The following is a 24,205-nucleotide window of genomic DNA, read 5'->3' as shown; positions in this document are numbered from 1 at the left end:
CGCGTTGCGCGGCGCCCGGCCGGCAAGCCGTGGCGGGAGTGAATAATGCGCCCAATGAAAATCCACAACATCGGTGATTCCGTGGTCGGCTCCCGGGGCGATCGCGGCACAGGCGGTGCCGGCCTTGTCTGACAGCGTACCGGTTTCTGGCGAGGCGGCGCCCGAGGCGCCGCGCAAGCTGTCCTGGCTGGACACGCTCAAGGTCTATCTGGCCCCCGAAAGCCTGCGCATGCTGACGCTGGGCTTTTCCGCCGGCCTGCCGCTGCTGCTGGTGCTGGGCACGCTGAGCTTTCGCCTGCGCGAAGCGGGCGTGGACCGCGCCACCATCGGGCACCTGAGCTGGGTCGGGCTGGCCTACGGCTTCAAGTGGGTGTGGGCGCCGCTGGTGGACCGGCTGCCGATCCCGCTGCTCACGCGCGCGCTGGGGCGCCGCCGCTCGTGGCTGCTGCTGGCGCAGCTGGGCGTGGTGGCGGGCCTGATCGGCATGGCGCAGGCCGACCCGCGCGCCAGCCTGGCGCCGCTGGTGTGGTGCGCGCTGGCGGTGGCCTTTGCTTCGGCCACGCAGGACATCGCGCTGGACGCCTACCGCATCGAGTCGGCGCCGGTGGACGAGCAACCTGCGCTGGCCGCCACCTACCAGACCGGCTATCGCCTGGCCATGATCTGGGCCGGCGCCGGCGTGCTGTGGCTGGCCGCGCGCGCGCAGGGCGCGGCCGACGGCTACGACCAGCGTGCCTGGCAGTGGGCGTACCGGGTGATGGCCGGCTCGATGGCCGTCGGCATGCTGACGGTGCTGCTCGCGCGCGAGCCGGTGCCACGCCCGCTCAAGCCGGCGGCCACGCTGGGCGAGTGGCTGCAAGGCGCGCTGCTCGAGCCCTTTGCCGACTTCTTCCGGCGCTACCGCTGGCAGGCGGCGCTGATCCTGGCGCTGATCGCCATCTACCGCATCAGCGACGTGGTGATGGGCATCATGGCCAACCCGTTCTATGTGGACATGGGCTACACCAAGGACGAGGTGGCCGCCGTCACCAAAATCTACGGCGTGGTGATGACGCTGGCCGGCGCCTTCGTGGGCGGCGCACTGGCGCTGCGCGTGGGCGTGATGCGCGTGCTGATGCTGGGTGCGGTGCTGAGCGCCGCCACCAACCTGGCGTTTTCATGGCTGGCGGGCGTGGGACACAACCTGACGGCGCTCATCGTGGTGGTCTCGGCCGACAACCTGGCCTCGGGCATTGCCTCGGCGGCCTTCATCGGCTACTTGTCCAGCCTGACCAACGTCAGCTACTCGGCCACGCAGTACGCGCTGTTCAGCTCGATGATGCTGCTCTTGCCCAAGTTCGTGGCGGGCTTCTCGGGTGACTACGTCAATGCCTTCGGCTACGCCAACTTCTTCGCCAGCACCGCGCTGCTGGGCCTGCCCGTGCTGGTGCTGGTGCTGCTCGCCATGCGGGGGCAGACCCGAAAAAACAAATGAAAATGCCAGAAGCCGGCGTGGACAATGCGCAAACAGCTATCAATAACATAGTGTCCGATGGCGGCCGCCGGGCGCGGCCGGGTTTACCTATCTTTACCCGCGGTTCAAGCGCCGCATGCCTGGAGCGGCCACCATGGCCGATCACGATGGAAAGGACGGCATGAGCATCCCTCAGTTGCTGATGATCGAAGACGACGCCCGCCTGGCGACCATGGTGGGCGAGTACCTCAAGCAGTCGGGCTACGGCGTGGCGCACGCGGGCGACGGCGAGACGGGTCTGGCGATGCTGCAGGACGCGCCGGTCGACCTGGTCGTGCTCGACCTGATGCTGCCCGGCATCGACGGGCTGGAGGTGTGCCGGCGCATCCGCGCCCAGCCGGGCGAAGCTGCGCGCGTGCCGGTGCTGATGCTGACGGCCAAGGGCGACCCGATGGACCGCATCGTCGGCCTGGAGCTGGGCGCCGACGACTACCTGCCCAAGCCCTTCGAGCCGCGCGAGCTGCTGGCGCGCATCCGCGCCGTGCTGCGCCGCCGCCAGCCGGGTGCGGCGCCCGAGCAGCAGCGCCTGCGCTTCGGCGCGCTGGAGATCGACCGCGACGCGCGCACCGTGACCGTGGGCGACGTGCCCTGCGATCTGACCAGCTACCAGTTCGACCTGCTGGTCACCCTGGCCGAGCGCGCCGGGCGCGTGCTCACGCGCGAGCAGATCATGGAAGCCGTGCGTGGACGCGAGCTGGAGGCGTTCGACCGCTCGATCGACGTGCACATCGGCCGCATCCGCGCCGCCATCGAGCAGGACGTGAAAGCGCCCAAGCGCATCGTCACCGTGCGCGGCGTGGGCTACGTGTTTGCCAAGCAGCAGGATTGAAATGGAACACCCCCAGTCTTCACTCGCTGCGCGATGTTTCGCCCACCCCCTTGTATCTTTGCAACTGCAGTCCTCGTTCAGTTGTCGTCAGTGCGCCAAACCTGCCTCCCCCTGGAGCCTTGAGTTCGACCTTGAGCAATCGGTCAACGCATTGACATCTTTCATCCAACCACGTAGCCCGAACAGTTGCCGATCATGAACATGCATGCACAAGGTGGGGTAGTGAGTGGCGTCGGTCGAGCCAACGCCGGTATTGATGTGTCCAAACTGCATCTCGATGCATGCGTGGGCGATCAGCATCGGCGCGTGCCCAACGACGCCGACGGGTGGCAGGAGCTGATCAATCAGTTCAAGAGCACCGATGTTGATTTGGTGGTCATCGAGGCCACTGGTGGCTACGAGCGTGAACTGGTGTGGGCGCTGCAACGTGCCGGCATTGCGGTCGCGCGTGTCAATCCGCGTCAGAGCCACGACTTCGCCAAGTCGATGGGTGAGTTGGCCAAGACCGACAAGGTCGATGCCCGCATCCTGCGCGACTTTGCCGACGTGTTGGCGCGCCACAAGGATCGAGCCAAATACATCACGCCTATGGAGGATGTCCGGCGCCAGGAGTTGGCAGTGCTGATGACACGGCGTCGGCAGCTCATCGAGATGCGAGTGGCTGAAGGCCACCGCTTGGAGCAGGCCAGCGCACGCGCCGCGCGCAGCATCAAAGCCGTCCTCGGGATGCTGGACAAGCAGATCGCGGCCATTGATGCGGACGCCGACTCGCACCTGGATCGACACTTCAAGCAGCAGCGCGCGTTGCTCGACAGTGTCAAGGGCGTCGGTCCGGTGGCGATTCTCACCCTGAGCGCGGCGCTGCCCGAATTGGGCCGGCTCAAGCGACGCCAGATCGCCAAGCTGGTGGGTGTGGCTCCCCTGGCCAATGATTCGGGCGAGCGCAGTGGCAAGCGTCGTATCTGGGGTGGGCGCGCCGAGGTGCGGGCCGTGGTGTACATGGCCGCGCTCTCAGCCATTCGCTACAACCCCGTGTTCAAGGTCTTCTATGAGCGTTTGCTACAAGCGGGCAAACCCAAGAAAGTGGCCATCGTCGCTTGCATGCGCAAGCTCTTGACGATTCTCAACGCCATGCTCAGAGATAAAACCGCCTGGGATCTGTCCAAGCATGAAAATTTCATTCAACAGACTTGACTTGAGAACACAGTTGCTCAAGGGGGCATCGCCCTTGGCCGGGGGACCCCGGCCACGGCGATCGCGCGCATGGCCGGCTTCGCGGCCGTTTCGCTCTTTGGATTCATGCGCCGCGCCATGAGTGACGGTGATGACAACGAGCGGTACCTGACGCCTTGCTGCCCGCTGCGGGATACAGACCATGTCCAATCCCATCGCTCGTAAGCTGTACGTGCGCATCTGGCTCGCGGTGGCCGGCAGCGTGCTGCTGCTCAGCCTGGTGCTGGCCTGGGCCTGGCACCAGGCCGAGCGCGAGCGCGATCGGCTGCGCCCGCTGCCACGCGAGGTGGTGGTGCGCAACGACGCGGGCGAGCGCATCGGCACCGCCGTCGCGCTGCTGCGCCGCGGGCCGGGCCGCGGGACCGGGTTTGCCGTGACCCTGGATGACGGCGAGGTGCTGAACCTGGAGCTGGCCTCTCCCCGTCCAAGCGTGGATGGGGAGCCGGTCGGCCCGCCGCGCTGGCGCCTGCTGGCGTGGTTTCGCCCGCCCTACGGCTTCATCTGGATGGTGACCCTGGCCGGGCTGGCGGTGATGGTGGGCGTGTTCCCGATCGCGCGGCGCCTGACGCAACGGCTGGAGGCCTTGCAGCGCGGCGTGCAGCGCTGGGGCGAGGGCCGGCTGGACGAGCGCGTGCCCGTGGCCGGCGCCGACGAGGTGGCCGACCTGGCGCGCCACTTCAACGCCTCGGCCGCGCGCATCGAGGAGCTGATGCACAACCAGGCCGCGCTGTTGCAGTCGCAAAAGTCGCTGCTGGCCAATGCCTCGCACGAGCTGCGCTCGCCGCTGGCGCGCATCCGCATGGCGGTGGAACTGATGCCCCCACGCTCCGCGGCTGCGCCTGCTGCGCTGCCCCCCGAGGGGGCGCTCGCCACCTTGGGGCGGCCCGGCGGTGGCTCGGAGATGCCCCCACACTCCGCGGCTGCGCCTGCTGCGCTGCCCCCCGAGGGGGCGCTCGCCGCCTTGGGACGGCCCGGCGGCGGCTCGGAGATGCCCCCACACTCCGCGGCTGCGCCTGCTGCGCTGCCCCCCGAGGGGGCGCTCGCCGCCTTGGGACGGCCCGGCGGTGGCTCGGAGATGCCCCCACGCTCCGCGGCTGCGCCTGCTGCGCTGCCCCCCGAGTCCGAGGCACGGGCCGAAATCCAGCGCAACATCGCCGAGCTCGACCAGCTGATCGACGAGATCCTGCTGGCCAGCCGGCTGGACGCGCCGCAGAGCGAGCTGGGCACGATGGAGGTGCTTGACCTGGTCGGCCTGGTGGCCGAGGAGGCCGCGCGCATCGACGCCGACCTGACGCTGGCCCCCGGCCTGCCGCAGGTGCAGGTGCGTGGCGTGTCCAAGCTGCTGCGCCGGGCGGTGCGCAACCTGCTGGAGAACGCCGCGCGCCACGGTCGGCGCGTCGGCCAGCCGCTCGCCGTCGGGGTCGCCCTGTCGGTGCAGGGTGGTCAGGCCGTGCTGCAGGTCGATGACCGCGGGCCGGGCGTCCCCGTCGATCTGCGCGAGCGCATCTTCGAGCCCTTTTATCGCCTGCCCGGCGCCAGCGAGCGCGAAGGCGGCGTGGGCCTGGGCCTGGCGCTGGTGCGCTCGATTGCGCAGCGCCATGGCGGCAGCGTCGCGTGTGGCGAGCATCCGGGCGGCGGTGCGCGCTTTAGCTTGCGCCTGCCCCTCGCTCCCTGAGCACTATTGCACGCTGCGCGGCGTGTCGTCGCCGGGCGGGGCGCGGTGCGCGGCATCGGGCTGGGTATAGTTCCAAGCCATCGCTGTCACACGATCCCTCGGTGGGGCAACGTCGGTCTCATGCCGGCGCTCGCCAGCCACCACCACCGGCCGCCCTTCACGGGCGGTTTCTTTTTGGCCAGGCGCGGGGGCCGGGCACACGGCGGATCCCGCAGGTCGTATCGGCCGCAGCAGACGAAAAGCACCCGGCGGCGCGCGGGCATCCGGGCCGTGGGCACGGCCTGTCACGCACAGAACCCGCTCCGATTTTGTATTCTGTTGCCCGGCGTCGCCTTTGCGTTGTGCGCGCGCTTGTTCAATCCACTGGCCCATCACCTCGAACCATGCAAACCCCCCTCAACCCCTTCAAGCAGGCGCTGCACGACAAGCGGGCGCAAATCGGCTACTGGCTGAACCTGCCCAACACCCTGGTGGGCGAGATCGCCGCCGGTGCGGGCTTTGACTGGCTGCTGATCGATGGCGAGCACACGGCGCACAGCCTGCAAAGCATCCTCTACCAGTTGCAGGCCATTGCCGCCTACCCGTCGGCGCACGCCATCGCGCGCCTGCCCATGGGCCTGGGCCACGTGGGCGAAATGCTGATCAAGCAGTATCTGGACCTGGGCGTGCAGACCCTGCTGGTGCCCATGATCGACACCGCCGAGCAGGCCGCGGCTGTGGTGCGCGCAGCGCGCTATCCGGACGAGGACGGCAGCGGCGGCATCCGCGGCATGGCCGGTGGGCGCGCCGCGCGCTGGGGGCGCCATCCGCGCTACGTGCACGAGGCCAACGACCGCCTGTGCGTGCTGGTGCAGGCCGAGACGCGCACCGCCATGGACAACCTGGAGGCCATCGCCAACGTGGACGGGGTGGATGGCATCTTCATCGGTCCGGCCGACCTGTCGGCCTCGATGGGCCACCGCGGCAACCCCGGTCACCCCGACATGGTGGCGCTGTTCGAGCAGGCCACGCGCCGCATCGTCGCCACCGGCAAGGCCGCCGGCACGCTGGCGGTGGACGAGGCCATGGCGCGGCGCTATCTGGACTGGGGCGCCACCTTTGTCGCCGTGGGTCTGGACACCGTCAGCCTGGCGCGCGAGACCACGCGCCTGGCCAAGGCCTTCAAGGGACAGGCATGACCGCCGCCGCCATCCCCGCCCGCAAGCTGCTGGGTCGCGTGCATGCCGACGAATGGGCCGCGCGCGTGCAGCTGGCCGCCTGCTACCGCGTGTTCGCGATGCTCGGCTGGACCGAGATGATCTACAACCACATCACCCTGCGCGTGCCCGAAAGCGCCGCAGGGGGCGACAAGCATTTCCTGATCAACCCTTTCGGTCTGCACTACAGCGAGGTCACGGCCAGCAACCTGGTCAAGATCGACCTGGCGGGCAACATCCTGGACGGATCGGAGCACCCGATCAATCCGGCCGGCTATGTGCTGCACAGTTGCATCCACGACGGGGTGCCAGGCGCGCACTGCGTGATGCACACCCACACCACGGCCGGCGTGGCCGTGGCCTCGCTTGCCTCGGGCCTGAGCCAGAGCAACTTCTACAGCGCGCAGCTGCACGGCATGGTGGCCTGCCACGACTTCGAGGGCATCACCATTCGCGCCGAGGAGAGTCCGCGCGTGGTTTCGAGCATTGCTGGCCGCAAGGCGGTGATCCTGCGCAACCACGGCCTGCTGTCCTGGGGCGAGACCCTGCCCCTGGCCTTTGCCGTGCTGTGGACGCTGCAACGCGCCTGCGAGGTGCAACTGGCCACGCAAAGCATGGGCGCGCCGCTGCCCGTGCCCGAGGACATCGCCGCGCAATGCACGCGCGACTCCTTCCAGTTCGACCCGCGCAAGGGCGCCGGGCAGGATGTGTTCGACGCGCTGGTGCGGCAGGTCGACCGGATCGACGCGAGCTATAAAAACTAGTACTGCGACCCGGAAGTAGAGGAACAAGATGAAATCGATGAATTCGCGCGCAGGGCAAGGCGCAAACCGCAGCAATAGCCGATGCTATTGCGAGGATTTGCAACGCCGCGATGCGTGCGAAGGCGCGATTTCATGTTTCGATACTTTCGGGTCGCACTACTAGAGCTGGCTGCGATTGATGGACAAGCGCGTGCGGCTCAATGTCCATCGTCGCCGCGGTCGATGGCGCGCACCAAGGCGGCGAACTCGTCGGCATTGAGGTCCGACACCACCCAGTGCGTCATGCCGCCGCGGATTTGTTCCCGCCCGACCGGGCGTTGGCCCCATCGAACTTGCAATCGAATGTGCGTATCGGCCGGGCACCCGCTGGGCGAGAATGGAATCGGCCGGCGGGCCGCAACCCGATGCTCGCCCGAGGGCCCAACCACTATCAAAAATGAAGCTGCTTGCGCTTGATGGGCAAGCGATGAAAGGCGATATGTTTGAAAAAATCACGATCTACGGCGTCGGCGCCATCGGTGGCTGGATCGGCGCGCGCCTGGCCGCGCAAGGGCAGCAGGTCAGCGCCGTGGCGCGTGGCGCCACGCTGGCGGCGCTGCGCGCGCACGGGCTGCGCCTGATCGAGGCCGGCGCCGATGGCCAGCCGCACGAGCGCGCCTTCGCGGTCCATGCCGCCGCCACGCCGGCCGAACTGGGCGTGCAGGATTTGGTCATCGTTGCCGTCAAGGCGCCGGCCATGGCCGATGTGGCGCGCCAGATCGGCCCGTTGCTGGGGCCCGACACCGTCGTGCTGACGGCGATGAATGGCGTGCCCTGGTGGTTTTTGCAGGGCTTTGGCGGCGCGCTTGCGGGCACGCGGCTGGAGTCGGTCGATCCGGGCGGCGTCATCGCGCAGGGCATCCCGGCGCGGCACGTCATCGGCGGCGTGGTGCACGCCAGTTGCGCGCTGGATGCGCCGGGCGTGGTGCGCCGGCACTTCGGCAACGGCCTGATCGTGGGCGAGCCGGCCGGTGGCCAAACGCCGCGCCTGGCCGCGCTGGCCGCGCTGCTGCGCACGGCCGGTTTCGACCTCACCGTCTCGCCGCAAATCCAGAAGGACGTCTGGTACAAGCTGTGGGGCAACATGACGATCAACCCCATCAGCGCCTTCACCGGCGCCACGGCCGATCGCGTGCTGGACGACGACCTGGCGCGCGGCTTTGTCAGCGCCGTGATGCTGGAGGCGCGCGAGATCGGCGCGCGCATCGGCGTGCCCATTGCCGAGCTGCCCGAGGACCGCCACCAGGTGACGCGCAAGCTGGGCGCGTTCAAGCCCTCGATGCGCCAGGACGTGGAGGCGGGCCGCGCGGTCGAGATCGATGCGCTGGTCACCTCGGTGCGCGAGCTGGGGCAGCTGAGCGGCGTGGCCACGCCCTTCACCGACGCGCTGCTGGGCCTGGCCCGGCTGCACGCGCGCCAGCTGGGCCTGTACTGAACACGCCCCAGTCCCTACCCGCTGCGCGATGTTTCGCGCGCCCCCGCAGGAGGCGCGCCACCGCCCGCGGCGACTGCTGGCGTGGCCTGCTTGGCGGCCGCCGGGCTCTTGTGATCGCGAGGCTCGCCGGTGGTTTTTGAGCATCGTCGACGACCGACCGCTCGGGTTACGATGGCTGATTCCATTCAAGCCCATGTCATGACCGACGCCCCCACCCCGCCCGACGCCACCGCCTTTGAAGACGACCCCGTCAGCGCCACCCTCGGCGCGCTGGAAAGCGCGCTGGACACCGTGCGCGAGCGCCATCCCGACAGCACGCCGCAATGGGAGTATTGCGAGGGCGTGCTGACCGCGCTGCTGTGCACGCGCCGCGCGGTGCCGCCCGAGGAGTGGCTGCCCATGCTGTTTGACCGGGAGGCGGACGAGGTGTTTGCCAGCGAGAGCGAGCGCACCCACTTCATGATGCATTGGCTGGCGCGCGAGGCGCAGTTGCGCGCCGGCATGCAGTCGGACGTCGATGACCTGAACGACGAACGTGCGCTGGACCCGGGCGTGCTGGACTGGCGCGGCCTGCTGGCCACCCTGCCCGAGGCCGAGCGCGCCGAAGCCTCGGCCGAAGGCCAGCCACCCCCCTTTGCCCAAGCCTGGGCGGCCGGTTTTCTGGACGCCACCGAATACTGGGCCGACGACTGGGCGCCGCCGCGCGACAAGGAAGTCGCGGCCGCCATGGAAGATGCGCTGGATTGCTTCGTCGATCTGCTGGACGACGAGCGCGATCCCCCCGTCCTCAACCTGTACGACCACGACGCCGCTCCCAGCGTCAGCCAGGCACGCTTCGACGCCTTTGGCGAGGCGATCTGGGCGGTGTATGACCTGTATGACATTGCCCGCAGCCTGGGCCCGCGCATCGCGCCGGCATTCAGCGTCAAGATCGGCCGCAACGAGCCTTGTCCCTGCGGCAGCGGCAAGAAGTACAAGAAGTGCTGCGGACAGTGACCACCCCAGGCTCCACACGCTGCGCGTTGTTGCGCCTCCCCCTCAAGGGGCGCGCCCACTGGCCAGGGAAACCCCGGCCACGGGCGCTCTGGCTTGGCCTGCTCCGCGGCCCCTCGATCATGGCCGACGCGGCAAAATCGCTGGACACTCTTCTGTCGATAGCTGCCTGCGCTTGACGGATAAGCGCTGGAGCCCGATTTGATCCTGAACTACGTCTGGCTGGCCTTCTTCCTCAGCGCCTTCGTTGCCGCGCTGGTGCAAACGCTGGCGGGCGATCTGGGCGCCTTTCCGCGCCAGATGGAGGCGCTGTTCGGCGCGGCCAAGACCGGCTTTGAAATTTCGCTGGGGCTGACCGGCATGATGGCGCTGTGGCTGGGCTTCATGAAGATCGGCGAGCGCGCCGGCATGATCGAGCACTTCGCGCGCGCGGTGCAGCCGGTCATGCGGCAGATCTTTCCGGGCGTGCCGGCGGGCCACCCGGCGCACGGCGCGATGACCATGAACATCAGCGCCAACCTGCTTGGCCTGGACAACGCCGCCACGCCGCTGGGCCTGAAAGCCATGCAGGAGCTGCAATCGCTCAACCCCCGGCCCGACACCGCCACCAACGCGCAGATCATGTTCCTGGTGCTCAACACCGCGGGCTTGACGCTGATCCCCACCTCGGTCATCGCCATCCGCCAGACCATCGCCGTGCAGCAGGGCGTGGCCGGTTTCAACGCGGCCGACATTTTTTTGCCCACGCTGCTGGTCACCGCCATCACGCTGGTCGTGGCGCTGCTGGCGGTGGCCTGGGTGCAGCGCATCAGCCTGCTGCGCGCCAGTCTGCTGGCGCCGCTGGCGGGCTTTGTCGCCGTCACCGGTGCGCTGGTGGGGTGGCTGGCCAGCCTGCCGCCCGATCGCGCCGCGCAGTGGATGGGCGTGATCGGCGCCGGCGCCATCCTGTCCATCGTCGCGCTGTTCATGGCCGCCGGGCTGGTCAAACGAGTGGACGTGTATTCGGCCTTCGTCGACGGCGCCAAGGAGGGCTTTGCCGTCGCCGTGCAAATCATTCCCTACCTGGTCGCCATGCTGGCGGCGATTGCCGTGTTTCGCGCCGCGGGCCTGCTGGACTGGCTGATGGGCGGCATTGCCTGGGCGGTGGCGGCGGTGGGCCTGCCCACCGATTTTTTGCCGGCCGTGCCCGTGGGGCTGATGAAGGTGCTGTCGGGCTCGGGCGCGCGCGGGCTGATGGTGGACGTGATGCAGGCCCACGGCGTGGCGTCCTTCCCCGGCCGGCTGGCCGCCATCATCCAGGGCTCGACCGAGACCACCTTCTACGTGCTGGCGGTGTACTTCGGCAGCGTGGGCGTCAAGCACGTGCGCCACGCGCTGGCCTGCGCGCTGCTGGCCGATGGGGTGGGGTTGGTGGTGGCGGTGCTCGTGGGGTATGCGTTTTTTCGCTGATTTGATTCAAATAAGATAGCTGTTCGCGCTTTTCCAGAAAGCGCTGGGCCCTGATTTGACCTTCAATTCCGTGGCGCCTGCCAAGCCAGCGCCTGCTCGTACAGCGCATTGCGCGGCGCGCCGGTGATCTCAAAGGCCAGCTTGACGGCGGTTTTCAGCGGCAGCTCGGCCAGCAGCAGGCGCAATACGCGCTCACTGTCGTCGGCACTCGTGCTGGTGGCGGCGGGGGTGGGGTGCAGCACCAGGGCAAATTCGCCGCGCTGGCGCTGGGCGTCCTGTGCCAGCCAAGCGGCAAAGTTGGCGCAGGGCAGGGTGATGATCTGCTCGAACTGCTTGGTCAGCTCGCGCGCCACGGTGATGGGGCGCTGGCCCAGCACGGCCAGGGCGGCGGCCAGCGCGGTGATGCGGTGCGGGGCCTCCAGCAGCACGACGGCGCGCGGCTCGGCGGCCAGGGCCTGTACGGCGGCGGCGCGCTCGCCGGGCTTGGCGGGCAGAAAGCCCTCGAACACAAAGCGGCCGTCGCCGGCCAGGCCGGCGGCGCTCACGGCCGTGGTCACGCTGCTGGCGCCGGGCAATGGCACCACGCGCAGGCCGGCCGCCGCGCAGGCGGCCACCAGGCGCGCGCCGGGATCGCTCACGGCGGGGGTGCCGGCGTCGCTGGCGTAGGCCACGCGCTCGCCGCGTTGCAGGCGCTGGATGACGTGCTGGGCGGCTTCGGCCTCGTTGTGCTCGTGCACGGCGACAAGCGGCTTGCCGTCCAGTCCCAAGGCGTGCAGCAGCTGGCCGGTGTGGCGCGTGTCCTCGCACGCAATGGCGTCCGCCAGGCCCAGCACGTGCAGCGCGCGCAGCGTGATGTCGGCCAGGTTGCCGATGGGCGTGGCCACCACGTACAGGGCCCCGGCCGGATAATGCTGCGACCCGGCGCCGGCCGTGGCGGCGGCCAGCGCGGGGCGGAAGTCGGCCTTGCCGACGGGGGCGGAATCGGACATGGGAACGGTCACACAGTCATGGGGTGGATGAATCGGGGGTCATCGGCGAGCGCGACCACGCGCGTGCGCGGCGCGGCGGCCGAGGACCTGGCGCTGGCCCACCTGCAGCGCGCCGGCCTGCGCCTGGTCGAGCGCAATTATCGAACCCCCGGCCGCGGCGGCGGCGAGATCGACCTGATCCTGCGCGAGAGCGACGGCACCCTGGTCTTCGTCGAGGTGCGCGCGCGGGCCTGCGGCACGCAGGGCGGGGCGGCGGCCAGCGTGGGCGCGGTCAAGCAGCGGCGCATCGTGTTCGCGGCGCGGCACTACCTGCTGCGCTGGCCGGCGCTGCCGCCTTGCCGCTTTGACGTGGTGGCCATCGAGGGCGAACGCATCGAGTGGCTGCGGGCGGCGTTCGATGCGGGGTGAGAGCAACCCCCAGTCTCCACTCGCTTCGCGATGTTTCGCCCACCCCCTTGCGAGGGGGCATCGCCAGTGGCCGGGGAAACCCCGGCCACGGCGATCGCTGGTCTGGCCTGCTCCGCGGCCGCTGGGCTCGTTGGGTTTCATGTCCTGCGGGTGGCGCGCCGCGCCATGGCCAACCGAAATGATTTTAATAGGGTGAACCCTTATTTCAAAAAGGTGCAACCTCGCTGAAAATCCCGGTCATCCACTTTCCGAGGTTTCCATGTCCACCACCACCATCGGCATCAAGGTTGACGACGCCCTGCGCGAACGCATTCGCGCCAGCGCCCAGCAACTGGGGCGCACCCCGCACTGGCTGCTCAAGCAAGCCGTGGTGCAGTATGTGGACGCGCTGGAGCGCGGCGCGCCGACCATCGCGCTGCACCGGGACGGGGCCACTGATGACGCGATTCTGGAGATGGTGCAACCGTCGGTGTCGCCGGAGGTGCAACCTTTCCTGCACTTCGCCCAATCCATCCTGCCGCAGACCGAGCTGCGTGCCGCCATCACCGCGGCCTGGCACCGGCCCGAGCCCGAATGCCTGCCGGCGCTGCTGCCGCTGGCGCGCGCACCCGACGAGGCGCAGGCCGCCAAGGTCAAAGAGCTGGCCACGCGCCTGGTGCAGGGCCTGCGCGATGCACCGGTGACCAGCGGCGTGGCCGCGCTGGTGCAGGAGTTTTCGCTCTCCAGCCAGGAAGGCGTGGCGCTGATGTGCCTGGCCGAGGCGCTCTTGCGCATCCCCGACAAGGCCACGCGCGACGTGCTGATCCGCGACAAGATCAGCCACGGTGACTGGCGTGCGCACGTCGGGCGCTCGCCCTCGCTCTTCGTCAACGCCGCCGCCTGGGGCCTGGTGCTGACCGGCAAGCTCACCAGTACCAGCAGCGAGAAAAGCCTGTCCTCGGCGCTGACGCGCGTCATCGGCAAGGGCGGCGAGCCGCTGATCCGCCAGGGCGTGCACCGCGCCATGAAGCTGATGGGCGAGCAGTTCGTCACCGGCCAGAACATTGCCGAGGCGCTGGCCAACAGCCGCAAATACGAACAGCAGGGCTTTCGCTACAGCTACGACATGCTGGGCGAGGCGGCCACCACCGAGGCCGACGCGCAGCGCTACCTGCAAGCCTACGAGCAGGCCATCCATGCCATCGGCAGCGCGTCGGCGGGGCGCGGCATCTTCGAAGGGCCGGGCATCTCGATCAAGCTGTCGGCCCTGCACCCGCGCTACAGCCGCGCGCAGTACGACCGCGTGATGACCGAGCTGCTGCCGCGCGTGCTGCACCTGGCCGAGCTGGCCAAGCAGTACGACATCGGCATGAACATCGACGCCGAGGAGGCCGACCGGCTGGAGCTGTCGCTGGATCTGCTGGAAGCGCTGTGCGCTGCGCCCAGCCTCAAGGGCTGGAGCGGCATCGGCTTCGTGGTGCAGGCCTATCAAAAGCGCTGCCCGCAGGTCATCGACTACCTCATCGACCTGGCCGCCCGCTGCGCCGCCGCCGCCTGATGGTGCGCCTGGTCAAGGGCGCCTACTGGGACAGCGAGATCAAGCGCGCCCAGCTGGACGGCCTGGCCGGCTACCCGGTCTATACGCGCAAGGTCTATACCGACGTCAGCTACCTGGCTTGCGCCCGCAAGCCGCTGGAGGCGCCCGACGCCATCTACCCGCAGTTCGCCACGCACAACGCCCACACCCTGGCCAGCATCCACCAGTTGGCGGCCAGCGTGGGCGGCAGCTACTACAGCGGCCAGTATGAATTCCAGTGCCTGCACGGCATGGGCGAGCCGCTGTATGCCCAGGTCACCGGCCCGGCGGCCGAAGGCAAGCTGGCGCGGCCGTGTCGCATCTACGCACCCGTCGGCAGCCACGAGACGCTCTTGGCCTACCTGGTGCGCCGCCTGCTTGAGAATGGCGCCAACACCTCGTTCGTCAACCGCATCGGCGACGCCAGCGTGCCCGTGGCCGAACTGGTGAGCGACCCGGTGCAGGACGCGCTGGACATCGCGCGCACCGAAGGCCGCCTGGGCGCACCGCATCCGCGCATCGCCCTGCCGGGCGAGCTGTTTGCGCAGCAGGGCAGCGAGGCGCGCCCCAACTCCCATGGCCTGAACCTGGCGCACGAGCAGCAACTGGCCTCGTTGGCCGCGGCGCTCCTGAACAGCACGCGCCATGCCGCGTTTGCCGCGCCGGCCGGCGTGGCGCTGCCCGCCGACCCGGCGCAGGCCGAGGGTTGGGCCCGGCTGGCCAACCCGGCCGAGCTGTCCGACACCGTCGGCTGGGTGCGCGAGGCCACGCCGGACGAAGCGCAAGCTGCCGCCGAGCGCGCCGCGCAGGCCGCCCCCATCTGGGCCGGCACGCCGCCCGCCACCCGCGCCGACGTGCTGGCGCGCGCCGCCGACCTGCTGGAGCAGCGCAGCCAGCCGCTGATGGGCCTGATCGTGCGCGAGGCCGGCAAGACCCTGCCCAACGCGGTGGGCGAGATCCGCGAGGCGGTGGATTTTCTGCGCTACTACGGCGCGCAGGTCGCCGCCCGGTTCGACAACGCCGCGCAGCGCCCGCTGGGCGTGGTGCTGGCCATCAGCCCCTGGAACTTTCCGCTGGCCATCTTCACCGGCCAGGTCGCCGCGGCGCTGGCCGCGGGCAATGCCGTGCTGGCCAAGCCGGCCGAGCAGACGCCGCTCACCGCCGCCGCCATGGTGGCCATCCTGCACGAGGCCGGCGTGCCCGAGGGCGCGCTGCAACTGCTGCCCGGCCGGGGCGAGAGCGTGGGCGCCGCCCTGGTGGCGCACCCGCGGGTGGCGGGCGTGATGTTCACCGGCTCGACCGAGGTGGCGCGCCTGATCAACCGCCAGCTCAGCACCCGCCTGTCGCCCAGTGGCCAGCCCATTCCGCTGATTGCCGAAACCGGCGGGCAAAACGCGATGATCGTCGATTCCTCGGCCCTGGCCGAGCAGGTGGTGGCCGACGTGCTGGCCAGCGCCTTCGACTCGGCCGGCCAGCGCTGCTCGGCGCTGCGACTGCTGTGCCTGCAGGAGGACGTGGCCGATCGCACCCTGGCCATGCTGCAGGGCGCCCTGCGTGAGTGGAGCCTGGGCAACCCCGACCGCCAGAGCACCGACGTGGGCCCGGTGATCGACGCCGAGGCGCGTGCGCAGATCGAGGCGCATGTCGAGCGCATGGCCGCCGCCGGACAGAAGGTCACCCGGGTGGAGCGCCAGGACGGCCCGCTCAACGGTCACTTCGTCGCCCCGGCAATCATCGAAATTGATAGCACGTCGCGCTTGACCCGTGAGGTTTTTGGCCCTGTCTTGCATGTCATCCGTTTCGAGCGCGAGCGGCTTGACGCGCTGGTGGACGACATCAACGCCACCGGCTACGGCCTGACCTTTGGCGTGCACAGCCGCATCGACGAGACCATTGCCCACCTGACCGAGCGCGTGCACGCCGGCAACATCTACGTCAACCGCAACGTCATCGGCGCGGTGGTCGGCGTGCAGCCCTTTGGCGGCATGGGGCTGTCGGGCACCGGGCCCAAGGCGGGCGGGCCGCTGTACCTGCACCGCCTGGTGCATGGCGCGCCCAACGCCGCGCTGGCGGGGCTGGCGCGCGCCGAAGGTCCGGCGCCCGCGCTGCAAGTGCTGGACGGGCTGGCCAGCGCGAGCTTGCCGGGCGTGGACGCGGTGCAGGCGCGCGCCGTCTGGGCGGCGGCCCGCGCGGCCTCGTGCCTGCACGCCCACATGCTGATGCCCGGCCCGACCGGTGAGGCCAACCGCTGGCGCCTGCTGCCGCGCGGCCCGGTGTGGGCGCTGCCGCGCACGCCGCTCGGCCTGGTGCATCAGGTGGCGGCCGCGCTGGCCGGCGGCAACCCCTGCCGGGTGGTGCTGCCCGAAGGTGACGCGGCGTGCGCCGCCGCCTGGCAGGCGCTGCGGGCCGCGGCCGGTGTGGGCGGCGCGGCCTGGCTGCAACCGGCCGATGCGTCCGGCCTGGACGACCCCGGCCAAACCATCGCCGCGCTGCTGTTCGAAGGCGACGGCGACGCCCTGGTGCAGGTCGGCACGCGGCTGGCCGCGCGCGAAGGCGCCCTGGTGCGCGTGGAAAGCCGCAGCAGCGACGAGTTGCAGGCCGGCCGCGGCTACGACCTGGCCGCGCTGTGCCACGAGCAGTCGATCAGCACCAACACGGCCGCAGCGGGCGGCAACGCGCAACTGATGACCATGGCCTGAACGCGGACGGCGCCCGGCCACCGCGCCATGCCGGCGCTGCACGCGTGGCACGGCGGGCCATTCGACACCGGTTGCAACACCGACGGCGCCCCCGGTCGGGGATGCGCTGCTATGATTGCTATCAATGCATGAGCAACGCATCCAGCAGCGGTTCATCGACAGCGCCGACCTGAGCTATCAGTGGGCCGAGGCGCTGGCGCGGCCTATTGCGCAGGCCACGCAAGCCTTGCTGGCGTGCGTCACCGGCGGCGGCAAGGTGCTGACCTGCGGCGAAGGCGCGTCGGTGGCGCTGGCCCAGTATGTGGCGGCGCTGCTGGTGGGCGGCTTTGGTCGTCCGCGTCCCGAGTTGCCGGCGCTGGCCCTGGGCGCCGACGCGGTGACGCTGGCCGCCATCGTGCGCCGCGGCGATGCGACGGACGTCCTGGCCGCGCAGGTGCGGGCGCTGGGCAGTGCGGGCGACCTGCTGCTGGTGCTGTCGGCCGACGCACAAAGCCCCACCCTGCTGCGTGCGGTGCAGGCCGCGCACGAGCGCGACATCAGCGTGCTGGCGCTGACCGGCGCCGGCGGCGGCGCGCTGGCGCGCGAGTTGCGCGACACCGACGTGCATGTCAGCGTGCCGAGCGAGAGCGCGGCGCATGTTCACGAGGCCCATTTGCGCGCGCTGCACTGCGTGTGCGAGGGGCTGGACCAGCAGTTGCTGGGCGATGAGGAGAGTGCCTGATGAAGACTTCAACCCGTTCCATTGCCGTGTTGTCCCTGGCCGTGGCCGCCACCGTGTTGACGGGCTGCGCCGCGGCCGTGGTGGGCGGGGCGGCGGCGGCCGGCGGCATGGTGGCCACCGACCGCCGCAGCTCGGCCACGCAACTGGCCGACCAGGCGATCGAGCTGCGCGCCTCCAGCGCCATCAACGACGCGCTGGGCGACAAGCGCGGGCACGTCAGCGTCACCAGCTACTACCGCAAGGTGCTGGTGACCGGCGAAGTGGCCACGCAGGAGGCGCGCCAGCGTGCCGGAGCGGCCGTGGCGGCCACCCCCGACGTGGCCAGCGTGATCAACGAGCTGGCGGTCATGCCCGAGTCCAGCCTGAAGCAGCGCTCGGAAGACACGCTGGTCACCGGGCGCGTGAAGGCCAAGCTGATCGACGCCAACGGCGTGCCCTCCAACAGCATCAAGGTCGTCACCGAGCGCGGCACGGTCTACCTGATGGGGCGCCTGACCGAGCGCGAGGAGGCGCTGGCCACCGAGGTGGCGCGCACCACCCCGGGCGTGCAGCGCGTGGTGCGCATCATCGACCGCATCAGCGAGCAGGCCGCGCTGCACCCCAATGACGCCAGCGGCCAGACGCCGGCCCCAGCGCCCGTCACCACGGTGCCATCGTCCGGCGCCGCCGCGACACCGACCGCACCGGCTGTTGAAGTGCATCCGGTCACCCAGCCCACCGTGATCCAGCAGCCGCCGGTCGAGGTGCGGCCGCTGCCGCCGGTGAAATAACGCGCCCCCCTGCGTCGCCTGCGGCGCCTTCCCCCGAGGGGGACGCCGCCAGTGGCCGGGCCAAGCCCGCTCCACGGCGTCCGCTGGCTTGGCCTGCTCCGCGGCCGGCTGCGGTGATCGATTCCGCCGGCTGCGGGCGAGACGGTTCAGCGGTTGGTGGGACGGGTCATTTCAGTTGTTCATAGCACTGCGCGCCACCCGCAGCCGATGAAACCCAAGGACCCTAAAGGCCGCGGAGCAGGCCAAGCCAGCGATCGCCGTGGCCGGGGTTCCCCCGGTCACTGGCGATGCCCCCTGCAAGGGGGTGGGCGAAACATCGCGCAGCGAGTGGAGACTGGGGGTGTTCCTTATTTCAATCGCTTGATCAGGCTGGATGTGTCCCAGCGCCCGCCGCCCATGGCCTGGACGTCGGCATAAAACTGGTCGATCAGGGCGGTGACGGGCAGGCGCGCGCCGTTGCGCTGGGATTCATCCAGCACCAGGCCCAGGTCCTTGCGCATCCAGTCCACGGCGAAGCCGAAGTCGAAGCGCCCCTCGGCCATGGTCTTGCCGCGGTTGTCCATCTGCCAGCTCTGCGCGGCGCCCTTGCCAATGACCTCCAGCACCTGGGTCATGTCCAGCCCGGCCTGCTGGCCGAAGGCAATGGCCTCGGCCAGGCCCTGGACGACACCGGCCACGCAGATCTGGTTGACCATCTTGGTGAGCTGGCCCGCGCCGCTGGGCCCCATCAGGGTGACGGCGCGCGAGAAGGCCATGGCCACCGGCTTCATGCGCTCGAACACGGCAGCATCGCCCCCGCACATCACCGTCAGCACGCCGTTTTTGGCTCCGGCCTCGCCGCCGGAGACCGGCGCGTCGATGAAATGCAAACCCCGCGCCTGCGCCTTGGCGGCCAGCTCGCGCGCCACGTCGGCCGAGGCGGTAGTGTGGTCGACGAAGACGGCGCCCGCCTGCATGCCGGCGAAGGCGCCGTTGTCACCCAGCGTGACGCTGCGCAGGTCATTGTCGTTGCCCACGCAGCTGAAGACGAGATCGGCCCCGGCAGCGGCCAGCGCCGGCGTGGCGGCGCACCGGCTGCCCGCGAACTCGGCGCAGAAGGCCTCGGCCTTGCGCGCCGTCCGGTTGTACACGGTGACGCGGTGCCCGGCGACGGCCAGATGGCCCGCCATGGCATGGCCCATCACGCCCAGGCCGAGAAAGGCGACGGCGCGTGGCGGGCAGGGTTCGTAGGTCTTGGTGGCGATGGAGGTGCTCATGCCACCGATTCTATGGATCGGCGAGCGCTCGGGACCGGCAGAAAGACCGAGTCGCATCATTGCCCCGATGGATTGACCGGACGAGGCAACCCATCAATTTGGTTTTCTTTTGCGTCTTTTGCGAATCCTTTGCGTCCTCTGCGTCCGGCTGTTTGGCGCGCCATCTATACGATCTGCAGGTGCTCGGTGCCCGCCGCCAGGTCGCGGTCCTTGGCGCGCTTGCTGGTCAGCTTGATCTGCAGGCGCAGGTCGTTGGCCGAGTCGGCGTTGCGCAGCGCGTCTTCGTAAGTGATCAGGTTGTCCTCGAAGGCGTCGAACAGCGCCTGGTCGAAGGTCTGCATGCCCAGCTCGCGGCTGCGCCGCATCACGTCCTTGATCTCGCCCACCTCGCCCTTGAAGATCAGGTCGCTGATCAGAGGCGAGTTGATCATGATCTCGACCACCGCCGTGCGGCCCTTGCTGTCCTGCTTGGCGATCAGGCGCTGCGAGACGAGGGCGCGCAGGTTCAGCGACAAGTCCATCAAAAGCTGGGCGCGCCGCTCCTCGGGGAAGAAGTTGATGATGCGGTCGAGTGCCTGGTTGGCCGAGTTGGCGTGCAGCGTGGCCAGGCACAGGTGGCCGGTTTCGGCAAAGGCCACGGCATGCTCCATGGTCTCGCGGTCGCGGATCTCGCCCATCAGGATGACGTCGGGTGCCTGGCGCAGGCTGTTTTTCAGCGCGGCCTCCCAGTCGTCGGTGTCCAGCCCCACCTCGCGCTGGGTGACGATGCAGTTCTTGTGCGGATGCACGAACTCGACCGGGTCTTCGACCGTGATGATGTGGCCGAAGCTGTGAATATTGCGCCAGTCCACCATGGCCGCCAGCGAGGTGGATTTGCCCGAGCCGGTGGCGCCCACCATGATGGCCAGGCCGCGCTTGCTCATGGACACGTCCTTGAGGATCTTGGGCAGCCCCAGGCCGTCGATGGTCGGCAGCTCCTGCGGGATCACGCGCAGCACCATGCCGACGTTGCCCTGCTGCACGAAGGCGTTGACGCGAAAGCGCCCGATGCCGGCCGGCGCGACGGCGAAGTTGCACTCCTTGGTGCGCTCGAACTCGGCCGCCTGCTTGTCGTTCATGACCGAGCGCACCAGCGCCAGCGTGTGCGCCGGCGTGAGGTTTTGCGGCGACACCTTGGTGATCTTGCCGTCCACCTTGATGGCCGGCGGAAAGTCGGCCGTGATGAACAGGTCGCTGCCCTGGCGCGTGAGCATCAGCTTGAGCAGGTCGTTGATGAATTTGCTGGCCTGGTCGCGTTCCATGTGGGTCGTCCTTGAGGTTGCTTGAATCGGCGCTCGATTTATCGAAACCGTCCGGCTGCCGCCGGGCCGCTCCCAAGGCGGCCGGGGCCCCCTTGGGGGGCAGCGCAGCATGCGAAGCAGCGAAGCGTGGGGGCCATTTTCAACCCGGGAAGTTTTCCGGAATCTTGGCTTTCCCGCGCGCCTCGGCCGAGCTGATGACGTTGCGGCGCACCAGGTCCGTGAGGGTCTGATCCAGCGTCTGCATGCCCATGCCCTGGCCGGTCTGGATGGCCGAATACATCTGCGCCACCTTGGCCTCGCGGATCAGGTTGCGGATGGCCGGCGTGCCAACCATGATCTCGTGCGCGGCCACGCGGCCCGAGCCGTCCTTGAGCTTGCACAGCGTCTGCGAGATCACGGCCTGCAGCGACTCCGACAGCATCGCGCGCACCATTTCCTTTTCTTCGGCCGGAAACACGTCGATGATCCGGTCGATGGTCTTGGCTGCGCTGGACGTGTGCAGAGTGCCGAACACCAGATGCCCGGTCTCGGCCGCGGTCATGGCCAGGCGAATGGTCTCCAGGTCGCGCATTTCGCCCACCAGGATGGCGTCCGGGTCTTCGCGCAGGGCTGAGCGCAGGGCGTTGGCAAAGCTGTGCGTCATGGGGCCCACCTCGCGCTGGTTGACCAGGCACTTCTTGGACTCGTGCACGAACTCGATCGGGTCTTCCACCGTCAGCACGTGGCCGTACTCCATCTCGTTCAGGTGGTTGACCATGGCCGCCAGCGTGGTGGACTTGCCCGAACCCGTGGGGCCCGTGACCAGAACCAGGCCGCGCGGCTTGAGCGCCAGCTCGCCAAAAATCTTGGGGCAGTTCAGCTGCTCCAGCGTCAGGATCTTGCTGGGGATGGTACGCAGCACGCCGGCGGCGCCGCGGTTCTGGTTGAAGGCGTTGACGCGAAAGCGCGCCAGGCCCTCGATCTCGAACGAGAAGTCCACCTCCAGGTTTTCCTCGTACACCTTGCGCTGGGTATCGTTCATGATGTCGTAGAGCATCGCGAACACCTGCTTGTGATCCAGCGGCTCCACGTTCAGGCGGCGCACGTCGCCGTGCACGCGGATCATGGGGGGCAGGCCGGCCGACAGGTGCAGGTCGGAGGCGTTGTTCTTGACGCTGAATGCCAGCAGTTGGGTGATGTCCACGGTGCCTCTGCGTGCGGTTGGGTGGTTGCAGTTTGATACGCTCGGGCGATTATGACGATGATTGAGCGCAATCTCCAAGCGGTTCGTGCCCGAATCGCAACGGCTTGCCAGGCCAGCGGGCGAAACGTGCAGGATGTCGCGCTGCTGGCCGTCTCCAAGACCTTTGGCGCGGACGCCGTGCGCGCTGCCCACGCCGCCGGCCAGCGCGCCTTTGGCGAGAACTACATCCAGGAGGCGGTCGAGAAAATGGCCTTGCTGGCCGACCTGCCGCTGCAGTGGCACTGCATCGGGCCGATCCAGAGCAACAAGACCCGCTGGGTGGCCACGCACTTTGCCTGGGCCCACACGGTGGACCGCCTGAAGACCGCCGAGCGCCTGTCGGCCCAGCGCCCGCCCGAGCTGCCGCCGCTGCAGGTGTGCATCCAGGTCAACGTGGACGGCGGCGCCAACAAGTCCGGCGTGGCGTCCGGCGACGCCTTGGCCCTGGCCCGCGCCGTGGCCGCACTGCCGCGATTGAGGCTGCGCGGGCTGATGGCGATCCCCGAGCCTGCTCCTGATTTCGAAGCTGCTCGCGCCGTCCACATGCGCGCCAAGACCCTGTTTGACCAGATGAATGCCGCCGGACTGGGCCTGGACACCTTGTCCCTGGGCATGAGCGCCGATCTGGAGGCGGCGATTGCGGCGGGCAGCACGATGGTGCGCGTGGGCTCGGCGATCTTTGGCGGGCGTCCGCCCAAGCCGTCTTTCTGATTCGACCCAATGAAGTCTTGAGTTGTGGGGGCGGCCTTGGCCGCGATGGTCGTGCATTGCCTTGGGCACGCAGCGATCGCGGCCAAGGCCGCTCCCACAGACGCTGCGACCGTCAATGGGCCCGATCAGCGGCCAACGGCGGGGGGTTGCGGCGCGGCTGGCTCGCCAGCACACCCGCGATTGCGCCACCCGCCATGGCAGTGGCGCGGGCCCCGCAGCAGCAAGGCCGCGCCAAGCGCAATCAGCAAGAGCGTGCCAATCAGCGGAAACATGCCGACAGGGATCAGGCCGAAATACTTGGCGACGCCAAGCGAGCCAATGACGATCAGGGCGATGGGAAGGATTCTCATGATGGGCTCCAGGTTGGGTTGAGACAAGTGACGAAGGCTGGTGTGCAAGGGGTGTGGGGGATCCGGCTTTCAGCGCGGCCCGCGGGGGGCGGGCGGCTCGACGGGCGTGGCGCCAGCGCTGCCTTGGTCACCGCAGCCGTGCCATTGGTTCATGCCGGCGCGAAAGCGGTCGCGCTCTTCCTCGCTCAGGCGGTTCCACCCCGGGCCAAAGCGGCGGTGCATGCGCCGCTCCCATTGCCCCTGCATGCGCTCGCGTGCGTGGGCGCGCCAACGCGGGCCGGCCACCAGCATGGCCACGCCGATGGCGATCAGCAGCAAGGGCCAGAACAGGCGCATGAACTCAGGGTCGATCAGGCCAAAGTGCTTGAGCAACGCGATCACGCCGATGGCGATCAAGGCAAGGGGAAAAATGCGCATGGTTTTCTCCACAAAAACGGGGTATCAGATGATCAAGTCGCCGTACTCGGCCTGCAGCCTGGCGCGCAGGGCGAGCACCGCATGGCGCTTGCGCGCCAGCAAGGTGTTTTGCGGCACCTGCCATTGCGCCGACATGTGGGCAAACGACAGGCCTTCGATCTCGTGCGCCAGAAAGACGTCGCGTTGCTCGGCAGGCAGCGCCTGCAGCGCGGCATGGATGGAGGCCAGCAGCACCTGGCGGGCATAGGCCGCGTCGGGGCCGGCCGCCGGGTCGGGCAGCGCCTCTTCCAGCCAGAGCGGGTCGTCGTCGTCCGCGGCCAAGGGCGGCGCTTGCTCCCGCTTTTTGCGCGAGCGATCGACGATGCGGTTCTTGGCCACCCGAAACAGCCACGCGCCGGCTTGCTCGACGGCGTCCGCGGCCAGGTAAAACTCCAGCAAGACCTCTTGCAGGATGTCCTCGGCATCGGCCACGTTGCGCACCTGCCCGCGGATGAAGTGACCAAGCCGCGCGCGCTCGCGCACCACGATGTCGGTAAAGCGCGAGGCGTTGCTGGGCACGGCAAAAGGGGCTGACGGCGTTGGGCCGATCGGGGCGTCCATGGAGGGTAGACGAATCAGCCGCGCAAATATTGTGCGCCGGTGGCAAAAATTTCCGCGCGCCGGGTCAGGGGGCCGCCGGC

At 69.2% G+C, this 24,205-nt stretch carries 21 protein-coding genes and 1 pseudogene; 14 read left to right on the top strand and 8 right to left on the bottom strand.

Annotated features, from left to right (window positions below; translation table 11 throughout):
* The first annotated feature begins 124 nt into the window (after nt 1–124).
* From U1F38_RS04395 to U1F38_RS04370, 6 genes are all read left to right on the top strand, one after another.
* Entirely contained in the window at nt 125–1,474 is a 1,350-nt protein-coding gene (locus U1F38_RS04395) for an AmpG family muropeptide MFS transporter (protein ID WP_409985846.1), read from the top strand.
* A 133-nt stretch (nt 1,475–1,607) separates the two neighbouring features.
* Nucleotides 1,608–2,342, top strand: coding sequence for a response regulator (locus U1F38_RS04390; protein ID WP_409985845.1), 735 nt, complete (start codon nt 1,608–1,610; stop codon nt 2,340–2,342).
* A 222-nt stretch (nt 2,343–2,564) separates the two neighbouring features.
* Nucleotides 2,565–3,536 carry an IS110 family transposase gene (locus tag U1F38_RS04385; RefSeq protein WP_409985785.1) on the top strand — a complete coding sequence of 324 codons (972 nt, stop codon included), beginning with the start codon at nt 2,565–2,567 and terminating at the stop codon, nt 3,534–3,536.
* 181 nt (nt 3,537–3,717) lie between these two features.
* Nucleotides 3,718–5,250, top strand: coding sequence for an ATP-binding protein (locus U1F38_RS04380; protein WP_409985844.1), 1,533 nt, complete (start codon nt 3,718–3,720; stop codon nt 5,248–5,250).
* Nucleotides 5,251–5,633: 383 nt separating this feature from the next.
* Nucleotides 5,634–6,428, top strand: a complete 795-nt coding sequence (locus U1F38_RS04375; RefSeq protein WP_409985843.1) for an aldolase/citrate lyase family protein — start codon at nt 5,634–5,636, stop codon at nt 6,426–6,428.
* Nucleotides 6,425–7,210 (top strand): class II aldolase/adducin family protein, encoded by a 786-nt coding sequence (locus U1F38_RS04370; RefSeq protein WP_409985842.1) that lies wholly within the window; start codon nt 6,425–6,427, stop codon nt 7,208–7,210. Before U1F38_RS04375 ends, U1F38_RS04370 begins: the two co-directional genes overlap by 4 nt.
* Before the next feature lie 197 nt (nt 7,211–7,407).
* Here U1F38_RS04370 and U1F38_RS04365 read toward each other — a convergent pair whose 3' ends face one another.
* Nucleotides 7,408–7,548: a hypothetical protein gene (locus tag U1F38_RS04365; RefSeq protein ID WP_409985841.1), complete on the bottom strand. Its 141-nt coding sequence runs from the start codon at nt 7,546–7,548 to the stop codon at nt 7,408–7,410.
* 140 nt (nt 7,549–7,688) lie between these two features.
* Between U1F38_RS04365 and U1F38_RS04360 the strand changes: the two genes are divergently transcribed.
* From U1F38_RS04360 to U1F38_RS04350, 3 genes are all read left to right on the top strand, one after another.
* Complete coding sequence (locus U1F38_RS04360) at nt 7,689–8,684, top strand: 2-dehydropantoate 2-reductase (RefSeq protein ID WP_409985840.1); 996 nt, start codon at nt 7,689–7,691, stop codon at nt 8,682–8,684.
* 198 nt (nt 8,685–8,882) lie between these two features.
* Nucleotides 8,883–9,680, top strand: a complete 798-nt coding sequence (locus U1F38_RS04355; protein WP_409985839.1) for a UPF0149 family protein — start codon at nt 8,883–8,885, stop codon at nt 9,678–9,680.
* A 198-nt stretch (nt 9,681–9,878) separates the two neighbouring features.
* Nucleotides 9,879–11,126: a nucleoside recognition domain-containing protein gene (locus U1F38_RS04350; RefSeq protein ID WP_409985838.1), complete on the top strand. Its 1,248-nt coding sequence runs from the start codon at nt 9,879–9,881 to the stop codon at nt 11,124–11,126.
* Between the two features lie 62 nt (nt 11,127–11,188).
* Here U1F38_RS04350 and rsmI read toward each other — a convergent pair whose 3' ends face one another.
* Nucleotides 11,189–12,115, bottom strand: coding sequence for a 16S rRNA (cytidine(1402)-2'-O)-methyltransferase (gene rsmI / locus U1F38_RS04345; RefSeq protein ID WP_409985837.1), 927 nt, complete (start codon nt 12,113–12,115; stop codon nt 11,189–11,191).
* A gap of 27 nt (nt 12,116–12,142) precedes the next feature.
* On the opposite strand from rsmI, the gene U1F38_RS04340 reads away from it, so the two are divergent.
* The 4 genes and pseudogenes from U1F38_RS04340 to U1F38_RS04325 all read left to right on the top strand — a co-directional run bounded on the left by U1F38_RS04340 (nt 12,143) and on the right by U1F38_RS04325 (nt 18,268).
* On the top strand, nt 12,143–12,523 hold the full coding sequence (locus U1F38_RS04340; protein WP_409985836.1) for a YraN family protein: 381 nt from the start codon (nt 12,143–12,145) through the stop codon (nt 12,521–12,523).
* Between the two features lie 259 nt (nt 12,524–12,782).
* A pseudogene (gene putA, locus U1F38_RS04335) lies at nt 12,783–16,777 on the top strand (trifunctional transcriptional regulator/proline dehydrogenase/L-glutamate gamma-semialdehyde dehydrogenase).
* Between the two features lie 124 nt (nt 16,778–16,901).
* Complete coding sequence (locus tag U1F38_RS04330; RefSeq protein WP_409985835.1) at nt 16,902–17,498, top strand: SIS domain-containing protein; 597 nt, start codon at nt 16,902–16,904, stop codon at nt 17,496–17,498.
* Nucleotides 17,498–18,268, top strand: a complete 771-nt coding sequence (locus U1F38_RS04325; RefSeq protein ID WP_409985834.1) for a BON domain-containing protein — start codon at nt 17,498–17,500, stop codon at nt 18,266–18,268. Before U1F38_RS04330 ends, U1F38_RS04325 begins: the two co-directional genes overlap by 1 nt.
* A gap of 347 nt (nt 18,269–18,615) precedes the next feature.
* Here U1F38_RS04325 and U1F38_RS04320 read toward each other — a convergent pair whose 3' ends face one another.
* The 3 genes from U1F38_RS04320 to U1F38_RS04310 form a co-directional block, all read right to left on the bottom strand.
* Nucleotides 18,616–19,524: an NAD(P)-dependent oxidoreductase gene (locus U1F38_RS04320; protein WP_409985833.1), complete on the bottom strand. Its 909-nt coding sequence runs from the start codon at nt 19,522–19,524 to the stop codon at nt 18,616–18,618.
* Between the two features lie 164 nt (nt 19,525–19,688).
* Complete coding sequence (locus U1F38_RS04315) at nt 19,689–20,825, bottom strand: PilT/PilU family type 4a pilus ATPase (RefSeq protein WP_409985832.1); 1,137 nt, start codon at nt 20,823–20,825, stop codon at nt 19,689–19,691.
* Nucleotides 20,826–20,964: 139 nt separating this feature from the next.
* On the bottom strand, nt 20,965–22,008 hold the full coding sequence (locus tag U1F38_RS04310) for a type IV pilus twitching motility protein PilT (protein WP_409985831.1): 1,044 nt from the start codon (nt 22,006–22,008) through the stop codon (nt 20,965–20,967).
* A gap of 51 nt (nt 22,009–22,059) precedes the next feature.
* Here U1F38_RS04310 and U1F38_RS04305 point away from each other — a divergent pair, with 51 nt between their 5' ends.
* The gene (locus U1F38_RS04305) at nt 22,060–22,758 is read left to right on the top strand and encodes a YggS family pyridoxal phosphate-dependent enzyme (protein ID WP_409985830.1); all 699 of its coding nucleotides are present in this window, start codon (nt 22,060–22,062) and stop codon (nt 22,756–22,758) included.
* 125 nt (nt 22,759–22,883) lie between these two features.
* On the opposite strand, the gene U1F38_RS04300 is transcribed toward U1F38_RS04305, so the two are convergent.
* The 3 genes from U1F38_RS04300 to U1F38_RS04290 form a co-directional block, all read right to left on the bottom strand.
* Nucleotides 22,884–23,108: a hypothetical protein gene (locus tag U1F38_RS04300; protein ID WP_409985829.1), complete on the bottom strand. Its 225-nt coding sequence runs from the start codon at nt 23,106–23,108 to the stop codon at nt 22,884–22,886.
* 69 nt (nt 23,109–23,177) lie between these two features.
* Nucleotides 23,178–23,525 carry a LiaI-LiaF-like domain-containing protein gene (locus tag U1F38_RS04295; RefSeq protein ID WP_409985828.1) on the bottom strand — a complete coding sequence of 116 codons (348 nt, stop codon included), beginning with the start codon at nt 23,523–23,525 and terminating at the stop codon, nt 23,178–23,180.
* A gap of 24 nt (nt 23,526–23,549) precedes the next feature.
* Entirely contained in the window at nt 23,550–24,125 is a 576-nt protein-coding gene (locus U1F38_RS04290; RefSeq protein ID WP_409985827.1) for an RNA polymerase sigma factor, read from the bottom strand.
* Nucleotides 24,126–24,205: the final 80 nt, after the last annotated feature.

This window comes from Ottowia sp. (assembly GCF_046348305.1).
GTDB lineage: Bacteria > Pseudomonadota > Gammaproteobacteria > Burkholderiales > Burkholderiaceae_C > Ottowia.
The sequence above is the reverse complement of the archived record's forward strand: the minus strand, read 5'-3'. Positions and strand labels throughout refer to the sequence as shown.

Bases quoted from the DNA above. Each gene is read 5' to 3' on its own strand.
- U1F38_RS04390 (WP_409985845.1), top strand. From the start codon at position 1,608: ATGGCCGATCACGATGGAAAGGACGGCATGAGCATCCCTCAGTTGCTG.
- U1F38_RS04380 (WP_409985844.1), top strand. From the start codon at position 3,718: ATGTCCAATCCCATCGCTCGTAAGCTGTACGTGCGCATCTGGCTCGCG.
- U1F38_RS04375 (WP_409985843.1), top strand. From the start codon at position 5,634: ATGCAAACCCCCCTCAACCCCTTCAAGCAGGCGCTGCACGACAAGCGG.
- U1F38_RS04370 (WP_409985842.1), top strand. From the start codon at position 6,425: ATGACCGCCGCCGCCATCCCCGCCCGCAAGCTGCTGGGTCGCGTGCAT.
- U1F38_RS04360 (WP_409985840.1), top strand. From the start codon at position 7,689: ATGTTTGAAAAAATCACGATCTACGGCGTCGGCGCCATCGGTGGCTGG.
- U1F38_RS04355 (WP_409985839.1), top strand. From the start codon at position 8,883: ATGACCGACGCCCCCACCCCGCCCGACGCCACCGCCTTTGAAGACGAC.
- rsmI (WP_409985837.1), bottom strand. From the start codon at position 12,115: ATGTCCGATTCCGCCCCCGTCGGCAAGGCCGACTTCCGCCCCGCGCTG.
- U1F38_RS04340 (WP_409985836.1), top strand. From the start codon at position 12,143: ATGAATCGGGGGTCATCGGCGAGCGCGACCACGCGCGTGCGCGGCGCG.
- U1F38_RS04330 (WP_409985835.1), top strand. From the start codon at position 16,902: ATGCATGAGCAACGCATCCAGCAGCGGTTCATCGACAGCGCCGACCTG.
- U1F38_RS04325 (WP_409985834.1), top strand. From the start codon at position 17,498: ATGAAGACTTCAACCCGTTCCATTGCCGTGTTGTCCCTGGCCGTGGCC.
- U1F38_RS04320 (WP_409985833.1), bottom strand. From the start codon at position 19,524: ATGAGCACCTCCATCGCCACCAAGACCTACGAACCCTGCCCGCCACGC.
- U1F38_RS04315 (WP_409985832.1), bottom strand. From the start codon at position 20,825: ATGGAACGCGACCAGGCCAGCAAATTCATCAACGACCTGCTCAAGCTG.
- U1F38_RS04305 (WP_409985830.1), top strand. From the start codon at position 22,060: ATGACGATGATTGAGCGCAATCTCCAAGCGGTTCGTGCCCGAATCGCA.
- U1F38_RS04300 (WP_409985829.1), bottom strand. From the start codon at position 23,108: ATGAGAATCCTTCCCATCGCCCTGATCGTCATTGGCTCGCTTGGCGTC.
- U1F38_RS04295 (WP_409985828.1), bottom strand. From the start codon at position 23,525: ATGCGCATTTTTCCCCTTGCCTTGATCGCCATCGGCGTGATCGCGTTG.
- U1F38_RS04290 (WP_409985827.1), bottom strand. From the start codon at position 24,125: ATGGACGCCCCGATCGGCCCAACGCCGTCAGCCCCTTTTGCCGTGCCC.